Origin of the sequence: Kamptonema sp. UHCC 0994 (assembly GCF_029167235.1) — a bacterium.
Taxonomy (GTDB): Bacteria; Cyanobacteriota; Cyanobacteriia; order Cyanobacteriales; family Microcoleaceae; genus Kamptonema.
This window is the reverse complement of the sequence record NZ_JARFTR010000157.1, coordinates 20,808-40,244: the sequence shown is the minus strand read 5'-3', so window position 1 is coordinate 40,244 and position 19,437 is coordinate 20,808. Positions and strand designations below refer to the sequence as shown.

General features: G+C 43.9%; 21 protein-coding genes. 9 read left to right on the top strand and 12 right to left on the bottom strand.

The features are described from left to right. Positions 1–84 precede the first annotated feature (84 nt). The 11 genes from PY364_RS14820 to PY364_RS14770 all read right to left on the bottom strand — a co-directional run bounded on the left by PY364_RS14820 (position 85) and on the right by PY364_RS14770 (position 8,582). Entirely contained in the window at positions 85–378 is a 294-nt protein-coding gene (locus PY364_RS14820) for a TIGR03792 family protein (protein WP_275523609.1), read from the bottom strand. Positions 379–607: 229 nt separating this feature from the next. Next, on the bottom strand, positions 608–1,558 hold the full coding sequence (locus PY364_RS14815) for a F0F1 ATP synthase subunit gamma (RefSeq protein WP_275523607.1): 951 nt from the start codon (positions 1,556–1,558) through the stop codon (positions 608–610). Between the two features lie 94 nt (positions 1,559–1,652). Continuing rightward, positions 1,653–3,170 carry a F0F1 ATP synthase subunit alpha gene (gene atpA / locus PY364_RS14810; protein WP_275523605.1) on the bottom strand — a complete coding sequence of 506 codons (1,518 nt, stop codon included), beginning with the start codon at positions 3,168–3,170 and terminating at the stop codon, positions 1,653–1,655. Between the two features lie 174 nt (positions 3,171–3,344). Further along, positions 3,345–3,911: a Uma2 family endonuclease gene (locus PY364_RS14805; protein ID WP_275523603.1), complete on the bottom strand. Its 567-nt coding sequence runs from the start codon at positions 3,909–3,911 to the stop codon at positions 3,345–3,347. 80 nt (positions 3,912–3,991) lie between these two features. Next, on the bottom strand, positions 3,992–4,540 hold the full coding sequence (atpH, locus tag PY364_RS14800; protein WP_275523601.1) for an ATP synthase F1 subunit delta: 549 nt from the start codon (positions 4,538–4,540) through the stop codon (positions 3,992–3,994). Beyond that, the gene (locus tag PY364_RS14795) at positions 4,540–5,070 is read right to left on the bottom strand and encodes a F0F1 ATP synthase subunit B (protein WP_275523599.1); all 531 of its coding nucleotides are present in this window, start codon (positions 5,068–5,070) and stop codon (positions 4,540–4,542) included. Before PY364_RS14795 ends, atpH begins: the two co-directional genes overlap by 1 nt. A gap of 37 nt (positions 5,071–5,107) precedes the next feature. Further along, positions 5,108–5,539, bottom strand: coding sequence for a F0F1 ATP synthase subunit B' (locus tag PY364_RS14790; protein ID WP_275523597.1), 432 nt, complete (start codon positions 5,537–5,539; stop codon positions 5,108–5,110). A gap of 61 nt (positions 5,540–5,600) precedes the next feature. Further along, entirely contained in the window at positions 5,601–5,846 is a 246-nt protein-coding gene (gene atpE / locus PY364_RS14785) for an ATP synthase F0 subunit C (RefSeq protein ID WP_007356826.1), read from the bottom strand. A 112-nt stretch (positions 5,847–5,958) separates the two neighbouring features. Next, on the bottom strand, positions 5,959–6,723 hold the full coding sequence (atpB, locus tag PY364_RS14780) for a F0F1 ATP synthase subunit A (RefSeq protein WP_275523595.1): 765 nt from the start codon (positions 6,721–6,723) through the stop codon (positions 5,959–5,961). Positions 6,724–6,767: 44 nt separating this feature from the next. After that, positions 6,768–7,214: an ATP synthase subunit I gene (locus PY364_RS14775; RefSeq protein WP_275523593.1), complete on the bottom strand. Its 447-nt coding sequence runs from the start codon at positions 7,212–7,214 to the stop codon at positions 6,768–6,770. Between the two features lie 288 nt (positions 7,215–7,502). Beyond that, the gene (locus PY364_RS14770; protein ID WP_275523591.1) at positions 7,503–8,582 is read right to left on the bottom strand and encodes a GGDEF domain-containing protein; all 1,080 of its coding nucleotides are present in this window, start codon (positions 8,580–8,582) and stop codon (positions 7,503–7,505) included. 201 nt (positions 8,583–8,783) lie between these two features. On the opposite strand from PY364_RS14770, the gene PY364_RS14765 reads away from it, so the two are divergent. The 8 genes from PY364_RS14765 to PY364_RS14730 all read left to right on the top strand — a co-directional run bounded on the left by PY364_RS14765 (position 8,784) and on the right by PY364_RS14730 (position 16,344). Continuing rightward, the gene (locus tag PY364_RS14765) at positions 8,784–9,824 is read left to right on the top strand and encodes a permease (protein ID WP_275523590.1); all 1,041 of its coding nucleotides are present in this window, start codon (positions 8,784–8,786) and stop codon (positions 9,822–9,824) included. A 58-nt stretch (positions 9,825–9,882) separates the two neighbouring features. After that, positions 9,883–10,695 carry a TIGR03943 family protein gene (locus tag PY364_RS14760; protein ID WP_275523589.1) on the top strand — a complete coding sequence of 271 codons (813 nt, stop codon included), beginning with the start codon at positions 9,883–9,885 and terminating at the stop codon, positions 10,693–10,695. Positions 10,696–10,751: 56 nt separating this feature from the next. Beyond that, the gene (locus PY364_RS14755) at positions 10,752–10,952 is read left to right on the top strand and encodes a hypothetical protein (RefSeq protein ID WP_275523588.1); all 201 of its coding nucleotides are present in this window, start codon (positions 10,752–10,754) and stop codon (positions 10,950–10,952) included. Then, positions 10,949–12,529: a hypothetical protein gene (locus PY364_RS14750; RefSeq protein WP_275523587.1), complete on the top strand. Its 1,581-nt coding sequence runs from the start codon at positions 10,949–10,951 to the stop codon at positions 12,527–12,529. Before PY364_RS14755 ends, PY364_RS14750 begins: the two co-directional genes overlap by 4 nt. Positions 12,530–12,551: 22 nt before the next feature. Beyond that, complete coding sequence (locus PY364_RS14745) at positions 12,552–12,935, top strand: hypothetical protein (protein ID WP_275523585.1); 384 nt, start codon at positions 12,552–12,554, stop codon at positions 12,933–12,935. Between the two features lie 3 nt (positions 12,936–12,938). Then, a complete protein-coding gene (locus tag PY364_RS14740; protein ID WP_275523583.1) occupies positions 12,939–13,181 on the top strand; it encodes a leucine zipper domain-containing protein in 243 nt (80 codons plus the stop codon). A gap of 282 nt (positions 13,182–13,463) precedes the next feature. Then, complete coding sequence (locus tag PY364_RS14735; RefSeq protein ID WP_275523581.1) at positions 13,464–14,810, top strand: ATP-binding protein; 1,347 nt, start codon at positions 13,464–13,466, stop codon at positions 14,808–14,810. A gap of 148 nt (positions 14,811–14,958) precedes the next feature. Continuing rightward, the gene (locus PY364_RS14730; RefSeq protein WP_275523611.1) at positions 14,959–16,344 is read left to right on the top strand and encodes a HAMP domain-containing sensor histidine kinase; all 1,386 of its coding nucleotides are present in this window, start codon (positions 14,959–14,961) and stop codon (positions 16,342–16,344) included. 46 nt (positions 16,345–16,390) lie between these two features. On the opposite strand, the gene PY364_RS14725 is transcribed toward PY364_RS14730, so the two are convergent. Then, entirely contained in the window at positions 16,391–17,818 is a 1,428-nt protein-coding gene (locus PY364_RS14725) for a nucleobase:cation symporter-2 family protein (RefSeq protein WP_275523579.1), read from the bottom strand. Positions 17,819–18,562: 744 nt separating this feature from the next. On the opposite strand from PY364_RS14725, the gene PY364_RS14720 reads away from it, so the two are divergent. Next, positions 18,563–19,405, top strand: coding sequence for a tetratricopeptide repeat protein (locus PY364_RS14720; protein ID WP_275523577.1), 843 nt, complete (start codon positions 18,563–18,565; stop codon positions 19,403–19,405). The last annotated feature ends 32 nt before the right edge of the window (positions 19,406–19,437 follow it).

Genomic DNA, 19,437 nt, shown 5'->3' with positions numbered 1-19,437 from the left:
ACCGCCAAGATGGCGGCGTTACGTAAGTAATGAGTAAGTCCTGCTCATTTGTGTATATCTATGGTTAAAAAAGTTCCCTTGACTCTAATGCAAAAACTTCCGTACCTGATACTCGCGACTTTCAACTATTGGCATCTGCAAATCCCCCATCTGGAGATCTATTTCATCTAATTTATTTTGCGGGATTGATTTCAACTGTTCTCTAGTTTCCCAGCGAATCATAAATATCACCTCATTTCGCTCTGAATCTACCCATGTTTCCTTGCCTAGAAAACCAGGGAAGCTTCTTAATCCAGCCGTCCAAACTTCTTCATCTCGCTGAATAAAAGCCTCGCATTTTTCAGCAGGAACCCTGAATTTCAACCACTCAATTATCATTTGTTAGTTGTTAGCTCTCTTTCTTTGTCAGCCCATTAGAACTTTAGCATAGCTGCCTTCTGCTCTATCTGCAAGTATCAGTTTCTCTTGATTTAATCATACGGACGCTGTTAACAATGGGAGTAAGCCGTGACGATTTGGCTATGGATATTGCTGATGAAAACTCCAAAAAAAGCGCCTGAGTTACCCCAGACGCATAGCATAAAAGTCACAAATTGTCAAGTCTAACTTAACCTCTCAAGGCCTCAGCGCCACCGCAAACCTCTAGAATTTCTTGAGTAATTGCCGCCTGCCGCGCTTTATTATAAGACAGCGTTAAAGTCCCAATCAAATCGCTAGCATTCTCACTAGCATTATTCATCGCCGTCATCCGCGCCGCTAACTCACTCGCCGCCGATTCTTGCAGAGCACGCAGCAATTGGTTATTCAAATAAAGCGGTAACAAAGCATCCAGAATTTGCACGGGATCTTGCTCAAAAAGCATATCTCTCGGCAAACTTTTCACAGGATTCGTAACCTTCTCCCGCGATACTTGAAATTGTCCGCCAACAGAAGTTAAGCGGAAAATTTCATCATCTTGTACTTCTAAACCCTGTGTATCGAGAGGTAACAAAGTTTGAATCACTGGGCGCGAACTAATCAACGACACAAACTTGGTATAAACTAACTCAATCTTATCCACAGTTCCTGATAAGAATAAAGACAGCAATTCATCAGCAACTTTAGACGCTTCCGCTGCTGTTGGAATCTGATCTAAATTAGCAAAAGTAGCAGAAATTGGTGCATTGCGGCGCTGAAAATACTGGATAGCCTTGCGCCCTACCAGTATAAACTTATAATCAACTCCTTCCGCCTTCAGCTCTCTAGCCCGAATCTCCGCCCGTTTGATAATACTGCTATTGTAGCCGCCGCACAAACCGCGATCGCCTGAGATTACTAACAAGCCAACTGACTTAATATCCCGTTTCTTCAACAACGGCAAATCAGCGTCTTCAAACCGCAAACGTGCCTGCAAACCGTATAAAACCTGCGCCAAACGATCCGCAAAAGGTCGAGTAGCAATCACCTGTTCCTGAGCGCGGCGCACCTTAGCAGCAGCCACTAAACGCATCGCCTCAGTAATCTTTCTAGTGTTTTTGACAGACTTAATCCGCTCGCGAATAGCTTTTAGATTTGCCATAAATTTATCCTTTTACCTTCCGAAAAAATTCAACTTAAACCTCAACACTTAACAGTTAACGGTTAACAGTTAACCGTTAACTGTTAACCGTTATTTACGCAGAAACTAAGAAGGTTTGTTTATACTCAGCAATCCCTTCTTTCAACAACTTCTCAGCCTCATCATTCAGTTGCTTTTCGCCCTGAACAATCTCACCGTAACGAGGCTTGCTAGTCCGTAAATAATCACGTAAACCAGAGGCAAACTTATTCACCTTATCAACTGGAATCTCATCCAAATAGCCATTAATCCCAGCATAGATAATTGCCACTTGTTCATTCATCGGCAGAGGAGAATTTTGCGGCTGCTTCAGCAATTCACGCAAACGTTGACCCCGCGCTAACTGATTTTGAGTAGCCTTATCTAAATCAGAAGCAAACTGAGAGAACGCAGCCAAATCATCGTACTGCGCTAACTCCAACTTCACCTTACCAGCGACTTTTTTCATCGCCTTAGTTTGAGCCGCCGAACCTACCCGCGATACCGAAATACCAGGGTTTACAGCCGGACGCAAACCGGAGTTAAATAAGTCAGAAGAAAGGAAGATTTGACCGTCAGTAATCGAGATTACATTGGTAGGAATGTAAGCAGAAACGTCACCGGCTTGGGTTTCAATAATTGGCAAAGCCGTCATACTACCTTCGCCTAATTCATTGCTCAGTTTTGCCGCTCTTTCTAACAAGCGAGAGTGTAAGTAGAATACATCCCCAGGATAAGCTTCCCGTCCTGGTGGGCGACGTAGCAGCAGCGACATTTGACGATAAGCTTGGGCCTGTTTGGAAAGGTCATCGTAAATGATCAGGGTGTGCTTACCTTTGTACATGAAATACTCAGCTAAACTTGCACCAGTATAAGGAGCCAAATATTGCAATGTTGCGGGGTCGCTAGCGTTAGCAGCTACCACGATTGTGTAGTCCATCGCGCCCTTTTCTTGCAGGGTATTGACGACGTTCGCCACAGTCGAAGCTTTTTGACCAATTGCTACGTAAACGCAAATTACGTTTTCGCTTTTTTGGTTAATAATCGTATCAACTGCGATCGCAGTTTTACCCGTTTGTCTGTCACCAATAATTAATTCCCGTTGGCCGCGTCCTACGGGGATCATCGCATCAATAGCGGTAATTCCAGTTTGCATCGGCTCATAAACAGAGCGACGAGAAACAATACCAGGAGCCGGAGATTCAATCAAGCGGGTTTCAGTACACTTAATTTCACCTTTGCCGTCAATTGGACGAGCCAAGGCATCTACTACTCGTCCCAGCATTGCTTCACCTACGGGGACTTGAGCAATTCTACCAGTAGCAGTAACAGCCGAGCCTTCTTGAATGCCGAGGCCTTGTCCCATCAACACTGCACCGACGTTATCTTCTTCTAAGTTAAGAGCCAAACCTACGGTGCCGTCGGCAAACTCTAACAATTCCCCAGACATGGCTTTATCTAAGCCATAAATCCGGGCAATACCGTCGCCTACTTGCAGCACAGTACCAACGTTAGAAACTTTAACGTCTTGGTCGTACTGCTCGATTTGCTGCCGAATAATACTGCTGATTTCGTCAGGTCTGATTGCTGCCATTTTAATTTGTTAGTTGTTGGTTGTTGGTTGTTGGTTGTTAGTTGTTAGTTGTTAGTTGTTAGTTGTTTTTTAGTAGTAGCTTCTTCGTTGTTAATTGGTAATTGTGAGTCTTTCACCATTAACTACCAACAATTAACTATCAACAACTAACTACTAACAACTAACCACTAACAATTAACTAAATTCTATTGCTTCGTAAATCTCGGTTAGGGGGATTTCGAGATTTAAGCAAGAGAGGTTTAAGATACTATCGGGTGTAGATAGTTCTGTTAGCATCCAGTTTGATGTTTGCGTGCGGCTGAATAATTCCACGCTGCATTCTGACTGAGACACTAAAACGTACTGTTGCAATGTCGATATCCGGCGATATTTAGACGCTTTTTTACCGCGATCGTCTGCTTCTGTGGAGTCTGATAAAACTTCCACTATCAGCACTGGATAGCGTTTGGTATAGCGGTCTGTCAAGTCGCGATCGTCGCAAGTTACCATCACATCAGGGTAGGTATAACGAACTCCCTCATCAACTTGCAAGCGGACATTTTCCATGAAAACTTTACAAGGACTACCCCTAAGTCGTTGTCGCAGAGCAATAAGAATATTTTGGGTAATGAAGTTGTGAAAATCTGATGTTCCACTCATGGCGAAAATTTCCCCATCAATATACTCGTGTCTGCACTCCGCCGTTTTTTCTAAAGCGAAGTAGTCTTCCACCGAGATATAAACTTGTTTTACAGCTTCCACAATTTCTTACCCCTTTGCGCTTATAGTTTCCACGCTTTAGATTTTAGATTCAATGCTTTAATCTAAAATCTAAAATCGAACTACCCTGCACTCAGACGAATTCCCAGACGGCGAAGTTGTCCGCGCAGGCTAGCATCAATTACTTGAGAGCCTACTTTAATAATGACACCTCCGATTAACTCGTTGTCAAGTTTTGATTCAAGCTCAACTTGGGTAGCCCCAGTCATCGCTTGAACTTTCTCCTTAACTGTCTGCTGTTGAGCTTCTGAAAGCGGCACAGCCGAAGTTACTTCGGCCAAAACAGTTTGATTTAATTCGCGGAGTTTTGCTAGATATTCTTTGCCAATTCCCTCTAGGAAATAAATCCTTCCTTTATCTACCAATAGTCTCAAAAAGTTTCGCACGTAAGGGCTAATTCCGTCACCCGCTACTTGCTCTAATACTCTTTTTTTGACATCTGGCTTAACTAGAGGATTTCCTAAAACCTGGCGCAGTTCAGCGGAACTGTCCAACAGGCTTAGCAAGGCACGCACATCTTGGCCAAATTCCTCAGTAAGATTGTTTGACTGAGCCACTGACATCAATGCTGATGCGTAAGGCTGTACGATTTCTGCGTTAACTGTACTCACTACCTGCCTCCCAATAAAGCAATGCTACGGTCGATTAGTTGGTTTTGAGCGCTGTCATCTAAGCTAGTTTTGAGTTGATTTTCAACTCTTTCTAAGGCCATAGATGCAACGACGGCTCTGAGTTGAGCGATCGCTCTTTCTCTTTCCGCCTCCAACTCTCTACCCGCGTCTGCTTTCATGCGTTCAACATCTTGCGCCGCCTGAGCGAGGATGGCTGCTTTCGCCGCCGTAGCATTCTCTTCAGCAACAACTCGAATCCGCTCAGCTTCCGCTTGCGCTTGAGTCAATTTCTGCTGTTGTTCTGCTAAAGCTGCTGCGGCATCTTTTTGGCGTTTTTCGGCATCATTAATCGCCTCTTCGATAGCGGCACGCCGCTCGCTTAGGATTTTCCCTAAAAAGCCGCGCCCGAAGTAAACCACTACTCCAATAACAATGCTCAGGTTAATCAGGTTGGTTCCTAAAATATCGAAATTTAGACCGAAACCACCTTCGTGACTAGCTTCTGCGGCTAGCAATAAAACAGTCCCCATGATATTCTTCCATAAATGCGCTGCTGATTGGGCAAGGCTATTTGGCCAACGCTGGGCCTAATAGCTTTTCTAAAATCTGGCGGCTGAGGGCTTCTACTTCTTGCTCTAGCGATCGCATCGCCTCTTGCTTTTGCCGATCTATTTCTTTCGCCGCTTGTTCTCGCGAAACTTGAGCTTCTTTTTGCGCCCCAGCAACTTTTTCTGACGCAATTTTCTGAGCATCTGCTTGAGCGGCCACAATAATCGCTTGAGATTGTTTGCGGCTTTCGCCTAGTTTTTGCTCGTACTCATGGGCCATTTGCTCAGCTTTTGCCAAGCGTTCCTGCGCTCCCTTTTGAGTGTTGCGGATGTAATCATCTCGCTCGTCCAAAGTCTTAGTCAAGGGCTTATAGAACACTGCATTCAGCACTAAAGTCAAAACTAAGAATTGCAACGCCATCAACGGCAAAGTTGCATCAAAATCAAACACGAAATTTCCTCCTTTGTGCAGGGGCAGATTACTTTCCGCCCCTTATTACGCGCCGTCGATCTTAGGCGAAGGGATTAGCAAATAGCAGCACCAATGCAATCACCAGACCGTAAATGGTAAGGGATTCCATGAAAGCTAAACTCAAAAGGAGAGTACCGCGAATTTTGCCTTCTGCTTCTGGTTGACGGGCAATACCTTCTACAGCTTGACCAGAAGCATTACCTTGTCCAATACCAGGGCCAATCGCGCCTAAACCAATAGCTAAACCGGCAGCGATTACAGAAGCAGCAGCAACGATGGGGTTCATGATAGTTTTCCTTACCTAAAGTACAAAAATGAACAACTGAAAGATTACAAATTGGTGCTATTTGAAATGTGATGAGTGAAGTTATTATTCATCCTTCATCATTTCAGATTTCCTAAGAATGTTCCTCATGATGCTCTTCACCATGTCCTTCCATTGCCTCGTGGATATAGGCTCCTGCCAGGGTGGCAAATACCAAGGCTTGAATAGCACTGGTAAATAAACCTAAAAGCATCACGGGCAGAGGTACAAACAAGGGAACCAGCAGTACCAGCACTGCCACCACTAATTCATCCGCTAAAATGTTACCAAATAGACGGAAGCTCAGGGAAAGAGGCTTGGTAAAATCTTCCAAAATAGCGATCGGCAATAAGATTGGGGTCGGCTCGATATACTTTTTAAAGTATCCTAAACCGCGCCTGCTGAACCCTGCATAAAAATATGCCAGAGAAGTCAACAAGGCAAGTGCCACAGTCGTATTGATATCGTTTGTTGGTGCCGCTAGTTCTCCCTCTGGTAACTTAATTAGTTTCCAGGGAACTAACGCGCCTGACCAATTGGATACAAAAATGAACAGAAATAAAGTGCCGATAAATGGCACCCAAGGACGGTACTCTTTTTCGCCGAGTTGATTCTTAGCCAAGTCTCGCACGAATTCAAAGGCGTACTCCATGAAATTTTGCATTCCACTCGGAACTCTCTGGATGTTGCGAGTCGCAGCAATGGAAGCTACTAGGAGAAGACCAATCACAATCCAGGAGGTGAGAAACACCTGTCCGTGAACTTTGAGATTGCCTATGTGCCAGTATAAATGCTTGCCAACTTCCAACTCAGCGAGGGGAAGAGCATTCCAGGCGTTTAAAACATTTAGCATTTCCATTCAAGAGAAATTCGCTCAAGTGGATGTTTGGCAGTCTGCCTGACCTATTTACGATCAGGAATCAAAACAGTTTGCAGCATATAGAAGACGATCGCAGCTTTATAAGTCAGAAATCCCAAGAAAATGGGCAAAATCTGTAGCTGATTCCATTGAGTTGCTAGTATAATCAACCCCATGAACAGAACCAGCCTTGTCTTACTTAGGCGTTGGTTCTCCCTGCCAAGCCGCTCAACGTTTTTAGCCAACATTCTCAAGTAAACCACACCTGTGCACGCCCCAATCAAGTAATTTAGAGCAATGTTGAGGTTATAAAAAATCCACACTGAGATAAAAATTATCCCCATCAAGGCAAGGCTGTACAGCAACAGATCCTGTTGGAGTTGATAGAAGTCTTGCATGGGATCTTTGGCTGGCTCTGATGAGGCAGAACCAGTTTCAGGAATATCCCCTGTTGCAGGTATGGGTTCCGTTGGTGTGTTTGGCGAGTTCACGCTTGAGGGGTGAAACTAATGCAGGTAACTGGCTTGGCTCTGCAAGTCCATTGAGCATCATATCATGGTGCTGCAACATTACTTAAAAAAGAATTAATTAGTGCGATCGCGGAGCTGTGGAACTGAACCCAGCTTTAAACTTGACCTCGCTTATTGATAAAAATAGGGCTCTTTCGTACCTACTATGCTAAAATCTTAGGAAAATGCCAGCTAATTACAGCTCTAATTTCAAAACACTTAAGGTATTTCATCAAGTAGAAAGTAGATGCGATTTCCCTGATATGGGTACTAACTCCAAGGCGAATTGAGGATAACACGATCGCGCCCCTGTCTTTTAGCTTGATAGAGTGCAGAGTCAGCAGCAGCAATCAACTTTTCCGGTGAGTACAGGTAACTTCCCCCATTTTCGTGGTCAGGAATAGTACAAGCAACCCCTAAACTTAAACTCACAAACTCACAGGCGTGGGAACCCTGATGAGCGATCGCCATTGCTTTTAGGCGTGATCGGATATTCTCAGCCACCAGAAGAGCCGCAGTAGCGTCAGTATTGGGGAGAATTACTACAAATTCCTCACCTCCATACCGCGCCACCAAATCTGTCGGAGAGCGTGTAGCCTGACTGATAGCAAGGGCTACAGCCTTCAAACAATCATCTCCCTGTTGATGCCCGTAGGTGTCGTTGTAGAGCTTAAAATAGTCAACATCAGCCATAATTAGCGAAAGTGGCGATCGCGCTCTCGCCATCTGCAACCACTCTTGGCGAAGATATTCATCAAATCTGCGCCGATTCGCCACTTGGGTAAGGCCATCTAGAGAAGCTTGGCGCTGCAATTGTTTGTAAACTTCATCCAACTCTTGATAAGCTTGATTGAGCAACTGAGTAGCCAGAGCGTGAATTTGCGACTGAGCAATCAGTAATTCATGGACATCCAAGAGCCGATAATTATGCGGAGATAACTCAACCACAATCGGCTCATAAAGTAGTTCAGGCGATCGCTCCAAAGACTGGCGGGCTGCATCCACAATTAAACTATCTCCCCGTAGTAGTAAAATATCCCTACACGCAAAGCGATATAAAGATTTTAGAGGTCGCTTCAAAAACAGTTCCAACCCATAAGGACGACTGAGATATTCCAAAAATCGCCGCCGCGAAATCATCCCCAATAACTGACCCCCCTCTGTTAAAATAACTCCTGGGATCAAGGGATTAGCTTCCAGGCTCTCGGTCACGATTTGTCCGCGATCGGAAGATTCAAGCTGAAAATCCCAAAGCGATAGATGTTCTAGCGTTGAGTCTAAAAGCAGATTCGGGGGAAAAGTTTCCCATACCAGCGGAACAGACAACTGAGGAGAGGGCAAACTCGACATAAATCTTCACCGGAATTAAAACTGATGCTGTATAAAAGTAAAATTATTCCAGCCACAAGTATTTTATCGATTTATAACTAATGAATTAAGACTCGGAAATTACTATAATAGATTTTTAACCTCACCTTAACTTCGCGCTTTACTTGGTATGATTCAAAAAGTGTTTGCCCATCGAGGCCGCAATTTCTAGATAGGTGAGAGATGCAATCCACGCTGACAAATCAGTTAAACAGTGCTTTCACCCTCTTTCTCAGCTTGTTAGTAGAGGCCATGCCTTTTCTACTACTGGGAGTCTTATTCTCAGGTTTAATCCTGTGGTTCATTGACGAGCGCAAACTTCTATCCTACATCCCGCGCCACCCACTGTTAGGCGCTCTCGTCGGCAGTTTAATTGGCTTTTTGTTTCCCGTGTGCGAATGTGGGAATGTACCAGTAGCGCGGCGATTGTTGATGCAGGGAGTCCCCACCCCAGTCGCGATCGGGTTTTTATTGGCCGCTCCTACGATCAATCCTATTGTCATTTGGGCAACTTGGACAGCATTTCGGGATCAGCCAGAAATAGTAGTGCTGCGGGTAGTGTTTTCATTGACAATAGCTACAACAATCGGTTGGGTATTTAGCGTACAGCCAGATTTTCGGCCCATGCTACAACCCGCGATCGCGCGAGCTTTACCCAAACCAGAACCCCATCCATCCGAAAAACAGCTAGTAGAAGCCCAAATTTCGCCTCTGTTGCGATCGGGGACATTCTTGTTAGGCCAACCTGAAGGGCCAGTGCGCCTAGAATCTGTATTGGACGAAAAAGCAACCTCGCCTTTTTTCCGCCGTCCCTCCAAAGAGAGGTTGTATCTACTACTAGATAGCATGGTACAGGAATTGCGGGAGTTAGGAGGAGTGTTAATAATTGGTAGCGCGATCGCCGCCGCCATCCAAGTCGCAGCACCTCGCGAACTAATCCTCAGCCTCGGTCAAGGCCCAATCTCCTCCATAGTAGCCATGCTACTATTAGCCGCAGTCGTATCAATTTGTTCCACCGTTGATTCCTTTTTTGCGCTATCCTTTGCTTCAACCTTTACCAGCGGATCGCTACTAGCCTTTTTAGTTTTTGGGCCAATGATTGACCTCAAAGGCATTGGTTTAATGCTGTCAATCTTTCAGCCACGAGCTGTCCTTTACTTAATCGCACTAGCAGCGCAATTGACATTTTTGCTCACCCTTGCCGTTAATTTGCATATTAGTTAATGGTTAACAGTTAACTGTTAACAGTTAACTGTTAACCGTCAACCATTAACAATTACCAATGACTGCTAAACTCTCACCACCTTCACTATTGCGACGGTTTGGCCCTTGGCTAGATGCACTAGCCATCTTAGCCTGGGGAATTTTGCTGCTGAAATATTGGATTACTGGCAAATTAAACATTCTCATTCATCCGAATTATTTTGGCCTAACTTTAGCAGCAGGAATCGGCTTAATTATTGTTGGTAGTCTTAAAAGCTATGAACTTTTCCAGATTGAGCAACGCAAAAATACCTTGCGTCAAGTGGCAGGAATTGATTTTCAAAGAACAGAAGAAGTTCAACACATCACCCTATTTCCCCCCGGTTGGGGAAGTACATTATTATTGAGCGTAGCATTAATTGGCTTCATAATTACCCCGCGAACATTTAGCAGCCAAACAGCTTTAGAACGAGGTATTACCGAATCCTTACCAGTCACACGAATGCAGCCTCAAGAATTTCGTAACGCTGCCAAACCAGAACAAAGATCGCTCATAGAATGGGTGAGAATGTTAAATTTTAATCCCGAACCAGACTCATATACAGGTCAAAAAGTCAAAGTTCAAGGATTCGTAATTCATCCACCTTCCTTGTCAAATGAATACATCTGGGTTGCCCGTTTTGTGATTACCTGTTGCGCCGCTGATGCCTATCCAATAGGATTGCCAGTTAAACTGCAATTAGGGCAAAATCGAGCCACATTTCCAGCAGATAGCTGGTTAGAAATTGCAGGAGAAATGACTACAGAGGAACTAGGAGGTAAGCGTAAATTGATTATCTTGGCATCCTCCCTTAAGCCCATTCCAGAACCCAAAAATCCCTATGATTATTAGTTAACAGTTAACTGTTAACCGTTAACAGTTAACTGTTAACTATATAATTAGACTTAGTGGCAAAATCCGTAATATTATTTGTTTTTAGTTTACAATATTTTCCATCGGCTTTACCATCTACAATTCACCACCAATCACCAATTAGCCATTACCAATCACCAATCACCAATCACCAATTACCAATCACCAATTACCAGTCACCAATTACCAATTACCAATTACCAATTACCAATCACCAATTACCAATTACCAAATGATTGATTTCAACTCAAAGATCAAAAAAATAAAATGGGTTCAACCACTCGACCGAGTTGCCATTGCAATGATGCTAGGGCTAAGTATATTAATAGGAATATTGCTGCTTTCTGGCGACAGTACCGCAGCACAAGTGCGAGATTTTAGCTGGCAAGGAAAACAAATAGGTGCTGAAGATACTGGGTTTATCCTCACCTTTAATCGTCCGATGAATCATGCCAGCGTCGAGGCAAATTTACGCCTCGATCCGCCTCTTCCCGGCAAATTTAGCTGGGCTGGCCGTCGCATGGCTTACACCTTAATAGAACCTGCACCTTACGGCACTACCTACAGCTTACAACTGCAAGGAGCAACCGACAAATTTCACCCTGAAAACACACAAACAAATCCATCACCAACACCAACTAAAAAACGACGAGGATTGATTCAACCATTCACAGGCTTCTTTCGCAGCCGCGATCGCGCCTTTGTTTACATCGGCGTTAAAGGAGAAGAAGAAGGGCAATTAATGCTCGTTAATCTCACAAGTAATCCTAAGCCAATCGCACTAACTCCTAAAGATTTAGTAGTAATGGATTTCAAACCCTATCCCCAGGGCGATCGCATTTTATTCTCTGCTACAGATCGTTCAGCAGCGAGTTTTGGCGGCACTCTAGAACAAGAACTATATACTGTTACCACAGGAATTCATCCGCTTTCACCTGAAGCAGAAATCTCCGCGCCAGAACCACTCGGAAAAATAGACAAAATCTTAGATTCTAAAGAGTACCAAAACCTCAAGTTTGACCTCTCTGCTGATGGCAAAATAATAGTAATTCAGCGAGTAAATCGTAGCAATCCGACAGGAGATTATAGCCCTTGGATTTTGCAAGAAGGCGAAAAACCTAAACGTTTAGAAAATCAACAAGGGGGAGATTTTATAATTAGACCAGACAATAAATCGATGGTAATCTCTCAAAAGCAAGGATTAGCGATCGTCCCCCTGAAACCCGAAGCCGATCCCGTAGAATTTTTACCAAAATTTGAGCAAGTATTAGGTCTAGCACCAGATAATTCAGCAGCAGCCTATGTGAAATACAATACTGACTATACAAGATCGCTTTTTCTGCTGACAAATCAAGGCGATGAACAAGAAATTATCCGCATTCCTGGTAGTATTCTTAGCGTCCAATTTGACCCTAGAACTGGCCCAAATTCTCAAATTAGACGCTTATATTGTCTATTAGCAGAACGGCTGAAAACTGAAGAGTACAAAGAACAACCTTTCATTGCAGCTATTGACCTTATACAGGAGAAAGGGCGTTTGGTTGGGACAATCAAACCCCTGCTGATTTTACCTAATCAAATAGATACTCAAATGAGTTTATCTCCTGACGGGCTGGTTTTAGTATTTGACCAGTCGGTAACGGGAGGAAATTCTGCAAAAGCAGACAGTCCCCGCAGTAAAGGTGGAGAAGCGATCGCAACTAGCCGCCTCTGGCTGTTACCATTAGTTGACATCCCCGCAGATACTTCTCAGTCAAAACTACAACCAGAAGAACTACCTTTTCCAGGTTATCATCCCCGCTGGCTACCATAATTTGAAAGAAGAAGGAGGGAGAGTGGGGGAGAATTTTTCCCCAATTACCAATTACCCATTACCAATTACCAATTACCAAATTGATATGACTTCTGAAGAAATTACCAATACTCTTAAAGAATTATTTGATGCAGATGTAGAAACTATAGGAGCGAATTCTTGGCAAGTAGAAACCACTAATTTTCGCCTTTTAGTCCTCCTGTCTGACGATGAAAGTTGGCTGCGGATATTAGTACCAATTGTTTCTGCTACTGAAGCTCAACCTTTTCTTGAAAAACTACTCGAAGCTAACTTCGATCGCACTTTGGAAACTCGATATGCCATTCACCAAAATGTCTTATGGGGAGTTTTTCAGCACAATTGCCAAAGTCTTAGCATTGCTGATTTCTCCATCGCCGCCTCGTGATTGATGTCTCTGCATCAGCGAGGGATATCAGACTTGTTCAATGAGTTGATTGAAACCCGCATTCGTCAAATTATTCAAGTAGCTAAGCTTCAAGGACAGTCTATCCAAACTACTCTCCAAACCTTAGACCGTTTCTATGCAGAGGGGTTGATGGGTGAGATGCAGCAGGGGTCAGAACCCCGCGAACAAACTCTAGCAGCATGGCGGAGACAGTTGGAACGTTTATGGCCAGAGGTAGAACCATAAAAAGCTGTTTGGGAAGGATAATTAAAAAAATTCTAGTCAAAGTATCATAATAAGGTTATACTCAAGCTGTTAACCATGTTCAGATATATTTTCTGGAAGTAGCCTCAAATATTGCGGGTAAAACAGCCAATTTACCCATGCTTCGATGCCTTCCTACTGAAACCACCAGAGTATAAAAAACAACCAATTCTTAATTGAGAGCAGCTTAAATTTTGTTGACAAGTGAAAATTGTTAATAACTAGCTTGTAGGGATCAATACAGAACTTAACGGAGGTATATTTATGATTGCGTTGGGTGAGTTGGGCTCTGAGTTATTAGTTTTACCGATACCAGAAGTTGGTGCTCGTAACCTATCTTTAGAATCAACGCTCCAAGATTTGCCACTCTACGACTTTCAGATAGAATTTACTCAGTCAGCAAAAGAACTAGCTCAAGCCTTTGAAGCACACCCCCTGCTTCCAGGAGTGATTTTAACTGAACAGAGTAATTTTGCAGGCATGATTTCCCGTCGGTTATTTTTTGAAAAAATTAGCCGCCGCTACGGGATAGAAATGTTTTTTAAGAGACCAATTGAGATTTTATACCGCTTTTCGAGTCATGATATTTTAGTTCTTCCTGGTAATACTTTAATTGTAGAAGCAACACAGCAATCATTGCAAAGATCGGCGGAATTACTTTATGACCCCATTGTGGTTGAAATCGCACCTCAGAACTACAGAATCTTAGATATACATCAATTACTTGTCGCTCAGTCAAAAATTCACGAATTGACAAGTTTGCTGCTCCAGAAACAAACTCAAGCTAAAATTATCCAAACTGAAAAAATGGCGAATCTGGGGCGCATGGTGGCTGGAGTTGCTCACGAAATTAGGAATCCGCTTAACTGTATTTGGGGCAATTTAAGCTTTTTAATTTCCTATTTTGAGAGCTTGATGCAGTTGTTATCAGTTTATGAAGAAGAAGTATCAGAGCCATCTTTAAAAATAGAGACAGTCAAAGAAGAAATAGAATTTGAATGGCTAAAAGGAGATTTACCTTTAACTTTAGAAGGAATCAAAATCGGTTCAGAGCAACTGCTAAAAGTTGTAAATGGGCTGCACAACTTTTCTCACATGGACGAAACAAAACGTAGAGAAGCTAACATTCATGAATGTATCGATACCACACTGTTAATCCTGAAAAATCGCCTCAGAAATACCGTAAAAATCGTGAAAGAATACGGCGAAATACCCCTGATTAATTGTTACTCAGGTCAATTAAGCCAGGTATTTATGAACTTACTCGTCAACGCCCTTGACGCTCTGGCAGAAGAAGCCTCTGAGCAAGAATTAAAGGCAGAATGCGACGAAAATTGGCAGCCTCAGATCGAGATTATTACAGAAATCTTAGAGATCGAAAGTGCTCGCTGGGCGGTGATTCGGATTGCCGACAACGGGCCTGGCATTCCCGTAGACATTCAGCAGCGGATATTTGATAACTTTTTCACTACTAAACCAATGGGCAAAGGCAGCGGCTTGGGATTGGCGATTAGCCATCAAATTGTCACGGAAAAGCACAGCGGCAAACTGAATTTGCGCTCGCAACCGGGCAAAGGCACAGAATTTGAAATCTTGCTACCAGTAGTTTAAGTCCGCCGCTTAACAAAGCTTCAACAAAATCGGGCAAAATCGAAAATTAAAAATCCAACACCTAAAAAAGAACTGAAATGATACGCTAAGTTGGTAGCAAATTCTAGCCGCCAAATCCTTGAAGCGTCTGCTTTCGCGCCAAGCCAGAATGTTTGTGGGAAATAAATTAGATTTAAAATTGTCTGAACCATCGCTGTCAGAGGGGAGCAACCAAGACCTCTCTCTAGAGTCCACCCTCCGGGATTTGCCCCTTTTCCATTTTCAGGCAATGTCAACTTGCCTGGGAATAACGGTTGCTGAAATATTTGAAAAAAATCCCCTCTTACCAGGAGTTATCTTGACAGAAGAGGGGGAATTTGTTGGGATGATGTCGCGGCGGCGACTACTGGAGTACCTACTCAAACCCCAGGCATTAGAATTGTTTTTAAACTTGCCGCTGAAAGTTCTTTACAGCTACGCTCGCACCGAGATGCTAGTTTTGCCAGAAAGTACAACAATTTTGATCGCAGCACAGCAGGCACTCAGGCGATCGCCAGAATTGCAGGGAGAACCAATCATCGCAGTACAATCGGAACCCAAATCTTACCGATTATTAGACGTTCATGCTTTAAATATCGCCTATTGGCAAATTCGAGGCATCGAAACTCAAGTGCGATATGAACGAGCCCAAGCTCAAATGATTCAAAGTGAGAAAATGGCCAGCTTGGGGCGTTTAGTAGACGGTGTAGCCCACGAAATTTTAGATCCAGTTGGCTTTATTTGGGGCAACTTAACTTATGTTACAGGTTACAGCGAGAATTTAATAGAATTGCTGTCTGCTTACGAAGCTATTTGGCCACAGATTCCTGAAGAAATTTCTCAGCTCAAAGAAGAAATAGAATTTGATTTTTTAAAAGAAGATTTGCCTCGGACTATTGGTAGTATTAAAGCTGGTGCAGAACGCCTGACTAAACTAGCGACAAGTTTGCAAAACTTTTGTCACATAGACGAAGTGCATCCCAAACCTTTTGACTTACATAATATCATTGATGGGATTGTTTTGCTACTAAAAAGCAGACTGACTGGAGAAATAGAAGTAGTAAAAAATTATGGATACTTGCCACCAGTGCCTTGCTATGCAGGACAGTTAAACCAAGTTTTTATGAATATTTTAACTAACGCGATTAATGCCTTGATTAATGAAGCAGTTGGTCAGGAATTAGCGAAAGAATTTAGAGGTGTCGCACTCACAGACCCAGCCCACAAACCCCGAATTGAAATTACAACAGAAGTTTGTTCTCCAGACCCACCAGTGGATACAGAAAGACCATTGCTGCGTTGGGTTTCTATTCGCATTGCCGACAATGGGCCTGGGATGTCTTCAGGGAAGCAACAGAGAATTTTGCAATCCTTTTCTACAGAAAAACGGGCTGAGAAAGAGACAAGTTTAGCAGTGAGCTATCAGATTGTCACGGCTAAGCATGGTGGAAGATTCAGGATGCGATCGCAACTTGGTATCGGCACTGAATTTGAAATTCTCTTACCCTTGGTATGATCCTTATGGCTTTATTTTCTGATATGGCAACCACCAAGGTTTAAACCTATGAATCTGTGTCAGGAGAAACTGAACTTTCACTGTTAGGCAACAACCAACTCAGCAGAATTGCAGTCAATCCTCCAGTTGAAATAGCAGAGCCAAAAAGGTTGTTAAATAGTGGTGGCTTATTAGCAAAAATCTGAGGCATAAATACAACCCCTAAGCCTAAACCTAGAGAAACAGCCACGATAATCATTGACCGACGATCCAATCCTGCCGAAGCAACAATTCCTAACCCAGCAACAGCAATTGAGCCGAACATCACCAGCGTTGCACCACCTAAGACAGGCTGAGGAATTGCTTGAAACACACCGCCTACAACTGGGAGCAAGCCTAGGATAGCAAAAATTCCAGCAACGAAGAAGCCGACATATCTACTACCAACTCCTGTCATTTGAATCACACCATTATTTTGACTAAAGGTTGTGTTTGGGAAGGTATTCAGTACAGCAGCAATCAGTGAGTTGACCCCATCACCGAGCACTCCACCCTTAATGCGGCGGATGTAAAGGGCACCCTTAACTGGTTCTTTGGAAACAGCAGAGGTAGCAGTTAAGTCTCCAACCGTTTCAATCGCAGTCAGCACATACAACAGGATAAATGGGGCGAAGGCAGCAAAGTCGAAGCTCATGCCATAGCGAAATGGAATCGGTAAGCTAAAGAAGGGAAGCTTGCTCAAAGAACTAAAATCGACAATGCCCAGAAAGAGCGAGATGATATAGCCAACCGCAAGTCCGATTGCGATCGCCCCCATCCGCAGATACCGATTTTTTGATAGGGTTAGTACCACAACTAACAGAAGTACCGTACCTCCAAGGGCGAGATTCTGCCAACTTCCAAATGAACCATCATTTTTTGCTAAAGCGACGGCTCCACCAGCTAAACTCGTAATTCCAGTCTTGATTAAGCCCAGCCCAATAATCATTACCACTGTACCTGAGACAACTGGCGTGATGATTTTATCCATTAAATGCAGAAATCGGCTGAGAATGATTTCGACAAAAGAGCCAAAAAAGCAAACGCCAAAAATTAATGCTAGCGCCTGCTCAGGTGTTTTACCTCCCTGCAATGCCACAGTGCCAACACCTAAAATTGGGCCGAGAAAAGCGAAGCTCGTACCCTGAAGGCTCAACAATCCCGATCCTACAGGCCCAATTTTCTTACATTGAATAAATGTACAGATCCCAGACGCAAACAGCGACATACTGATCAAATAGCTTGTATTAGGGGCATCTAATCCGAGGCTAGTGCAAATAATTAATGGCGGAGTAATAATGCCAACGAAAGCAGCCAGAACGTGCTGAAATGCTACGAAGATTGCTTCTCCAAGGGGTGGTTTGTCTGTTAAACCATAGAGTAGCTCTGAGGGTTTGAGAGATTTTTCTTCTGTCTGAACTTCCTCTAGGGCGAGATCGGTATTCGCTTCTATCATTTAATTTAAAGGTCAGGAATGATGGGTTGATATACGGTATACAATCAAATTCGGATGTCAGATGTTGCTAACTAAGATACAAAATGAGTAAAGAGGGGCTAGGGGAAGATGGGGAGGATAGGGGAGAGGGGAAGAGGGGACATAGAATCAATTGTTTCAGCCATAAGCGAGTGTCCGAACCGTCTTAGCGGTTGCTATATTAATCAAAATTGTTAATTGTTAATTGTTAATAATCCATCCTACTTAAGTAGTCGGACATAAATAAACGCAACCATGTCATTGCGAGCCCAGCGAAGCATAAGCCCTTCGGGCAGGCTACGCCAACGCAGGGGTTTGGGATTGCTTCGGGATTGCTTCGTACCCTCAGATTGCTTCAGATTGCTTCAGATTGCTTCAGATTGCTTCAGATTGCTTCGTACCTCGCAACGCTTCGCGCCTCGCAACGCTTCGCGCCTCGCAACGCTTCGCGCCTCGCAACGCTTCGCGCCTCGCAACTGCGCTTCGCTTGACGCGCTTCGCTTGGCTCGCAATGACATTATTTATTTTTGTCCAACTACTTACCTTCCCCATCCTCCCTATCCTCCCTATCCTTCCCCTCTCCCCCATCCTCCCCATCCTCCCCATCTCCCCCATCCTTCAATCTAAAATCGGTTAAGCTAGCAGGAAACCATAAGCATTTTTTCTGATACTGTGCCTAATCGCATTCATCTAATATCTCTATTGTTCGCGCTCGGTTTATGGAGCTTGCCTAAGCCCGTATCCGCACAGGCATTTCTTCCCTACACCCCGCAACTAGAATCAGCCGAATTAGAGCAAACAGGCGTGAGCCTAGCGCAGGAAGCCGCTCAGTTGGAGCAATTCCAACAGTACGAGCTCGCCTTGCCCAGAGCTCAGCTAGCCACACAACTCGCCCCCAAGAAATATCAAACTTGGATTTTATTGGGGATTTTGTATATGCGCGTGCAGAAGTTTGACCAAGGCATCGCTGCTTTGCAACAAGCTCAAACTCTTGCACCCGATAATGCCGACATCCGATTTTTCTTGGGAGAAGTACACTTCCGACAAGCTCAATATGACAAAGCGATCGAACAACTACAAGCAGGCTTAAAAATAAAACCTGATACCCCTGGAGCTTTATTTGATTTAGGCAATGCCTTCTACAAATTGGGTAAATTTCAAGATGCGATCGCCCATTACGAAAAAGCAGTAGCCCAGTATGAAAAAGTCAAAGGCCAGGAAAAAGACCGCTGGCCAGCTATTAACAATATTGGGTTAGTAAAATACGAAATGGGTGATACTGACGGTGCTATTCGTCGCTGGAGAGAGGCAGTTTCCATCGAGGCAAAAGCAGCAGAACCAATGATGGCTCTGGCAATAGGCCTATATAGCAAAGGCGACAGGGAACAAGGACTAGCGATCGCAGAAGCCGCACTGCGGATAGATAAGCGCTATGCAGGGATAGATTTTCTTAAGGAAAATCTTTGGGGCGATCGCTTGATTGCGGAAGCTAAAAAGTTATTAGCAACTCCCCGCATTCAAGCCACCCTCGCCCAACTTCAAGACGCACCGGTGCCGGAGATGCCTTAAGGGGAGATGGGGAACTCCCCATCTCCCCCGCT

Excerpts from the sequence above, each read along its gene's own strand:
- PY364_RS14760 (WP_275523589.1), top strand. The coding sequence starts at position 9,883 with ATGACTGCTAAACTCTCACCACCTTCACTATTGCGACGGTTTGGCCCT.
- PY364_RS14765 (WP_275523590.1), top strand. The coding sequence starts at position 8,784 with ATGCAATCCACGCTGACAAATCAGTTAAACAGTGCTTTCACCCTCTTT.
- PY364_RS14735 (WP_275523581.1), top strand. The coding sequence starts at position 13,464 with ATGATTGCGTTGGGTGAGTTGGGCTCTGAGTTATTAGTTTTACCGATA.
- atpE (WP_007356826.1), bottom strand. The coding sequence starts at position 5,846 with ATGAACCCCATCGTTGCTGCTGCTTCTGTAATCGCTGCCGGTTTAGCT.
- PY364_RS14815 (WP_275523607.1), bottom strand. The coding sequence starts at position 1,558 with ATGGCAAATCTAAAAGCTATTCGCGAGCGGATTAAGTCTGTCAAAAAC.
- PY364_RS14750 (WP_275523587.1), top strand. The coding sequence starts at position 10,949 with ATGATTGATTTCAACTCAAAGATCAAAAAAATAAAATGGGTTCAACCA.
- PY364_RS14795 (WP_275523599.1), bottom strand. The coding sequence starts at position 5,070 with ATGGGGACTGTTTTATTGCTAGCCGCAGAAGCTAGTCACGAAGGTGGT.
- atpB (WP_275523595.1), bottom strand. The coding sequence starts at position 6,723 with ATGGAAATGCTAAATGTTTTAAACGCCTGGAATGCTCTTCCCCTCGCT.
- PY364_RS14725 (WP_275523579.1), bottom strand. The coding sequence starts at position 17,818 with ATGATAGAAGCGAATACCGATCTCGCCCTAGAGGAAGTTCAGACAGAA.
- PY364_RS14770 (WP_275523591.1), bottom strand. The coding sequence starts at position 8,582 with ATGTCGAGTTTGCCCTCTCCTCAGTTGTCTGTTCCGCTGGTATGGGAA.
- PY364_RS14820 (WP_275523609.1), bottom strand. The coding sequence starts at position 378 with ATGATAATTGAGTGGTTGAAATTCAGGGTTCCTGCTGAAAAATGCGAG.
- PY364_RS14730 (WP_275523611.1), top strand. The coding sequence starts at position 14,959 with ATGTTTGTGGGAAATAAATTAGATTTAAAATTGTCTGAACCATCGCTG.
- PY364_RS14740 (WP_275523583.1), top strand. The coding sequence starts at position 12,939 with ATGTCTCTGCATCAGCGAGGGATATCAGACTTGTTCAATGAGTTGATT.
- atpA (WP_275523605.1), bottom strand. The coding sequence starts at position 3,170 with ATGGCAGCAATCAGACCTGACGAAATCAGCAGTATTATTCGGCAGCAA.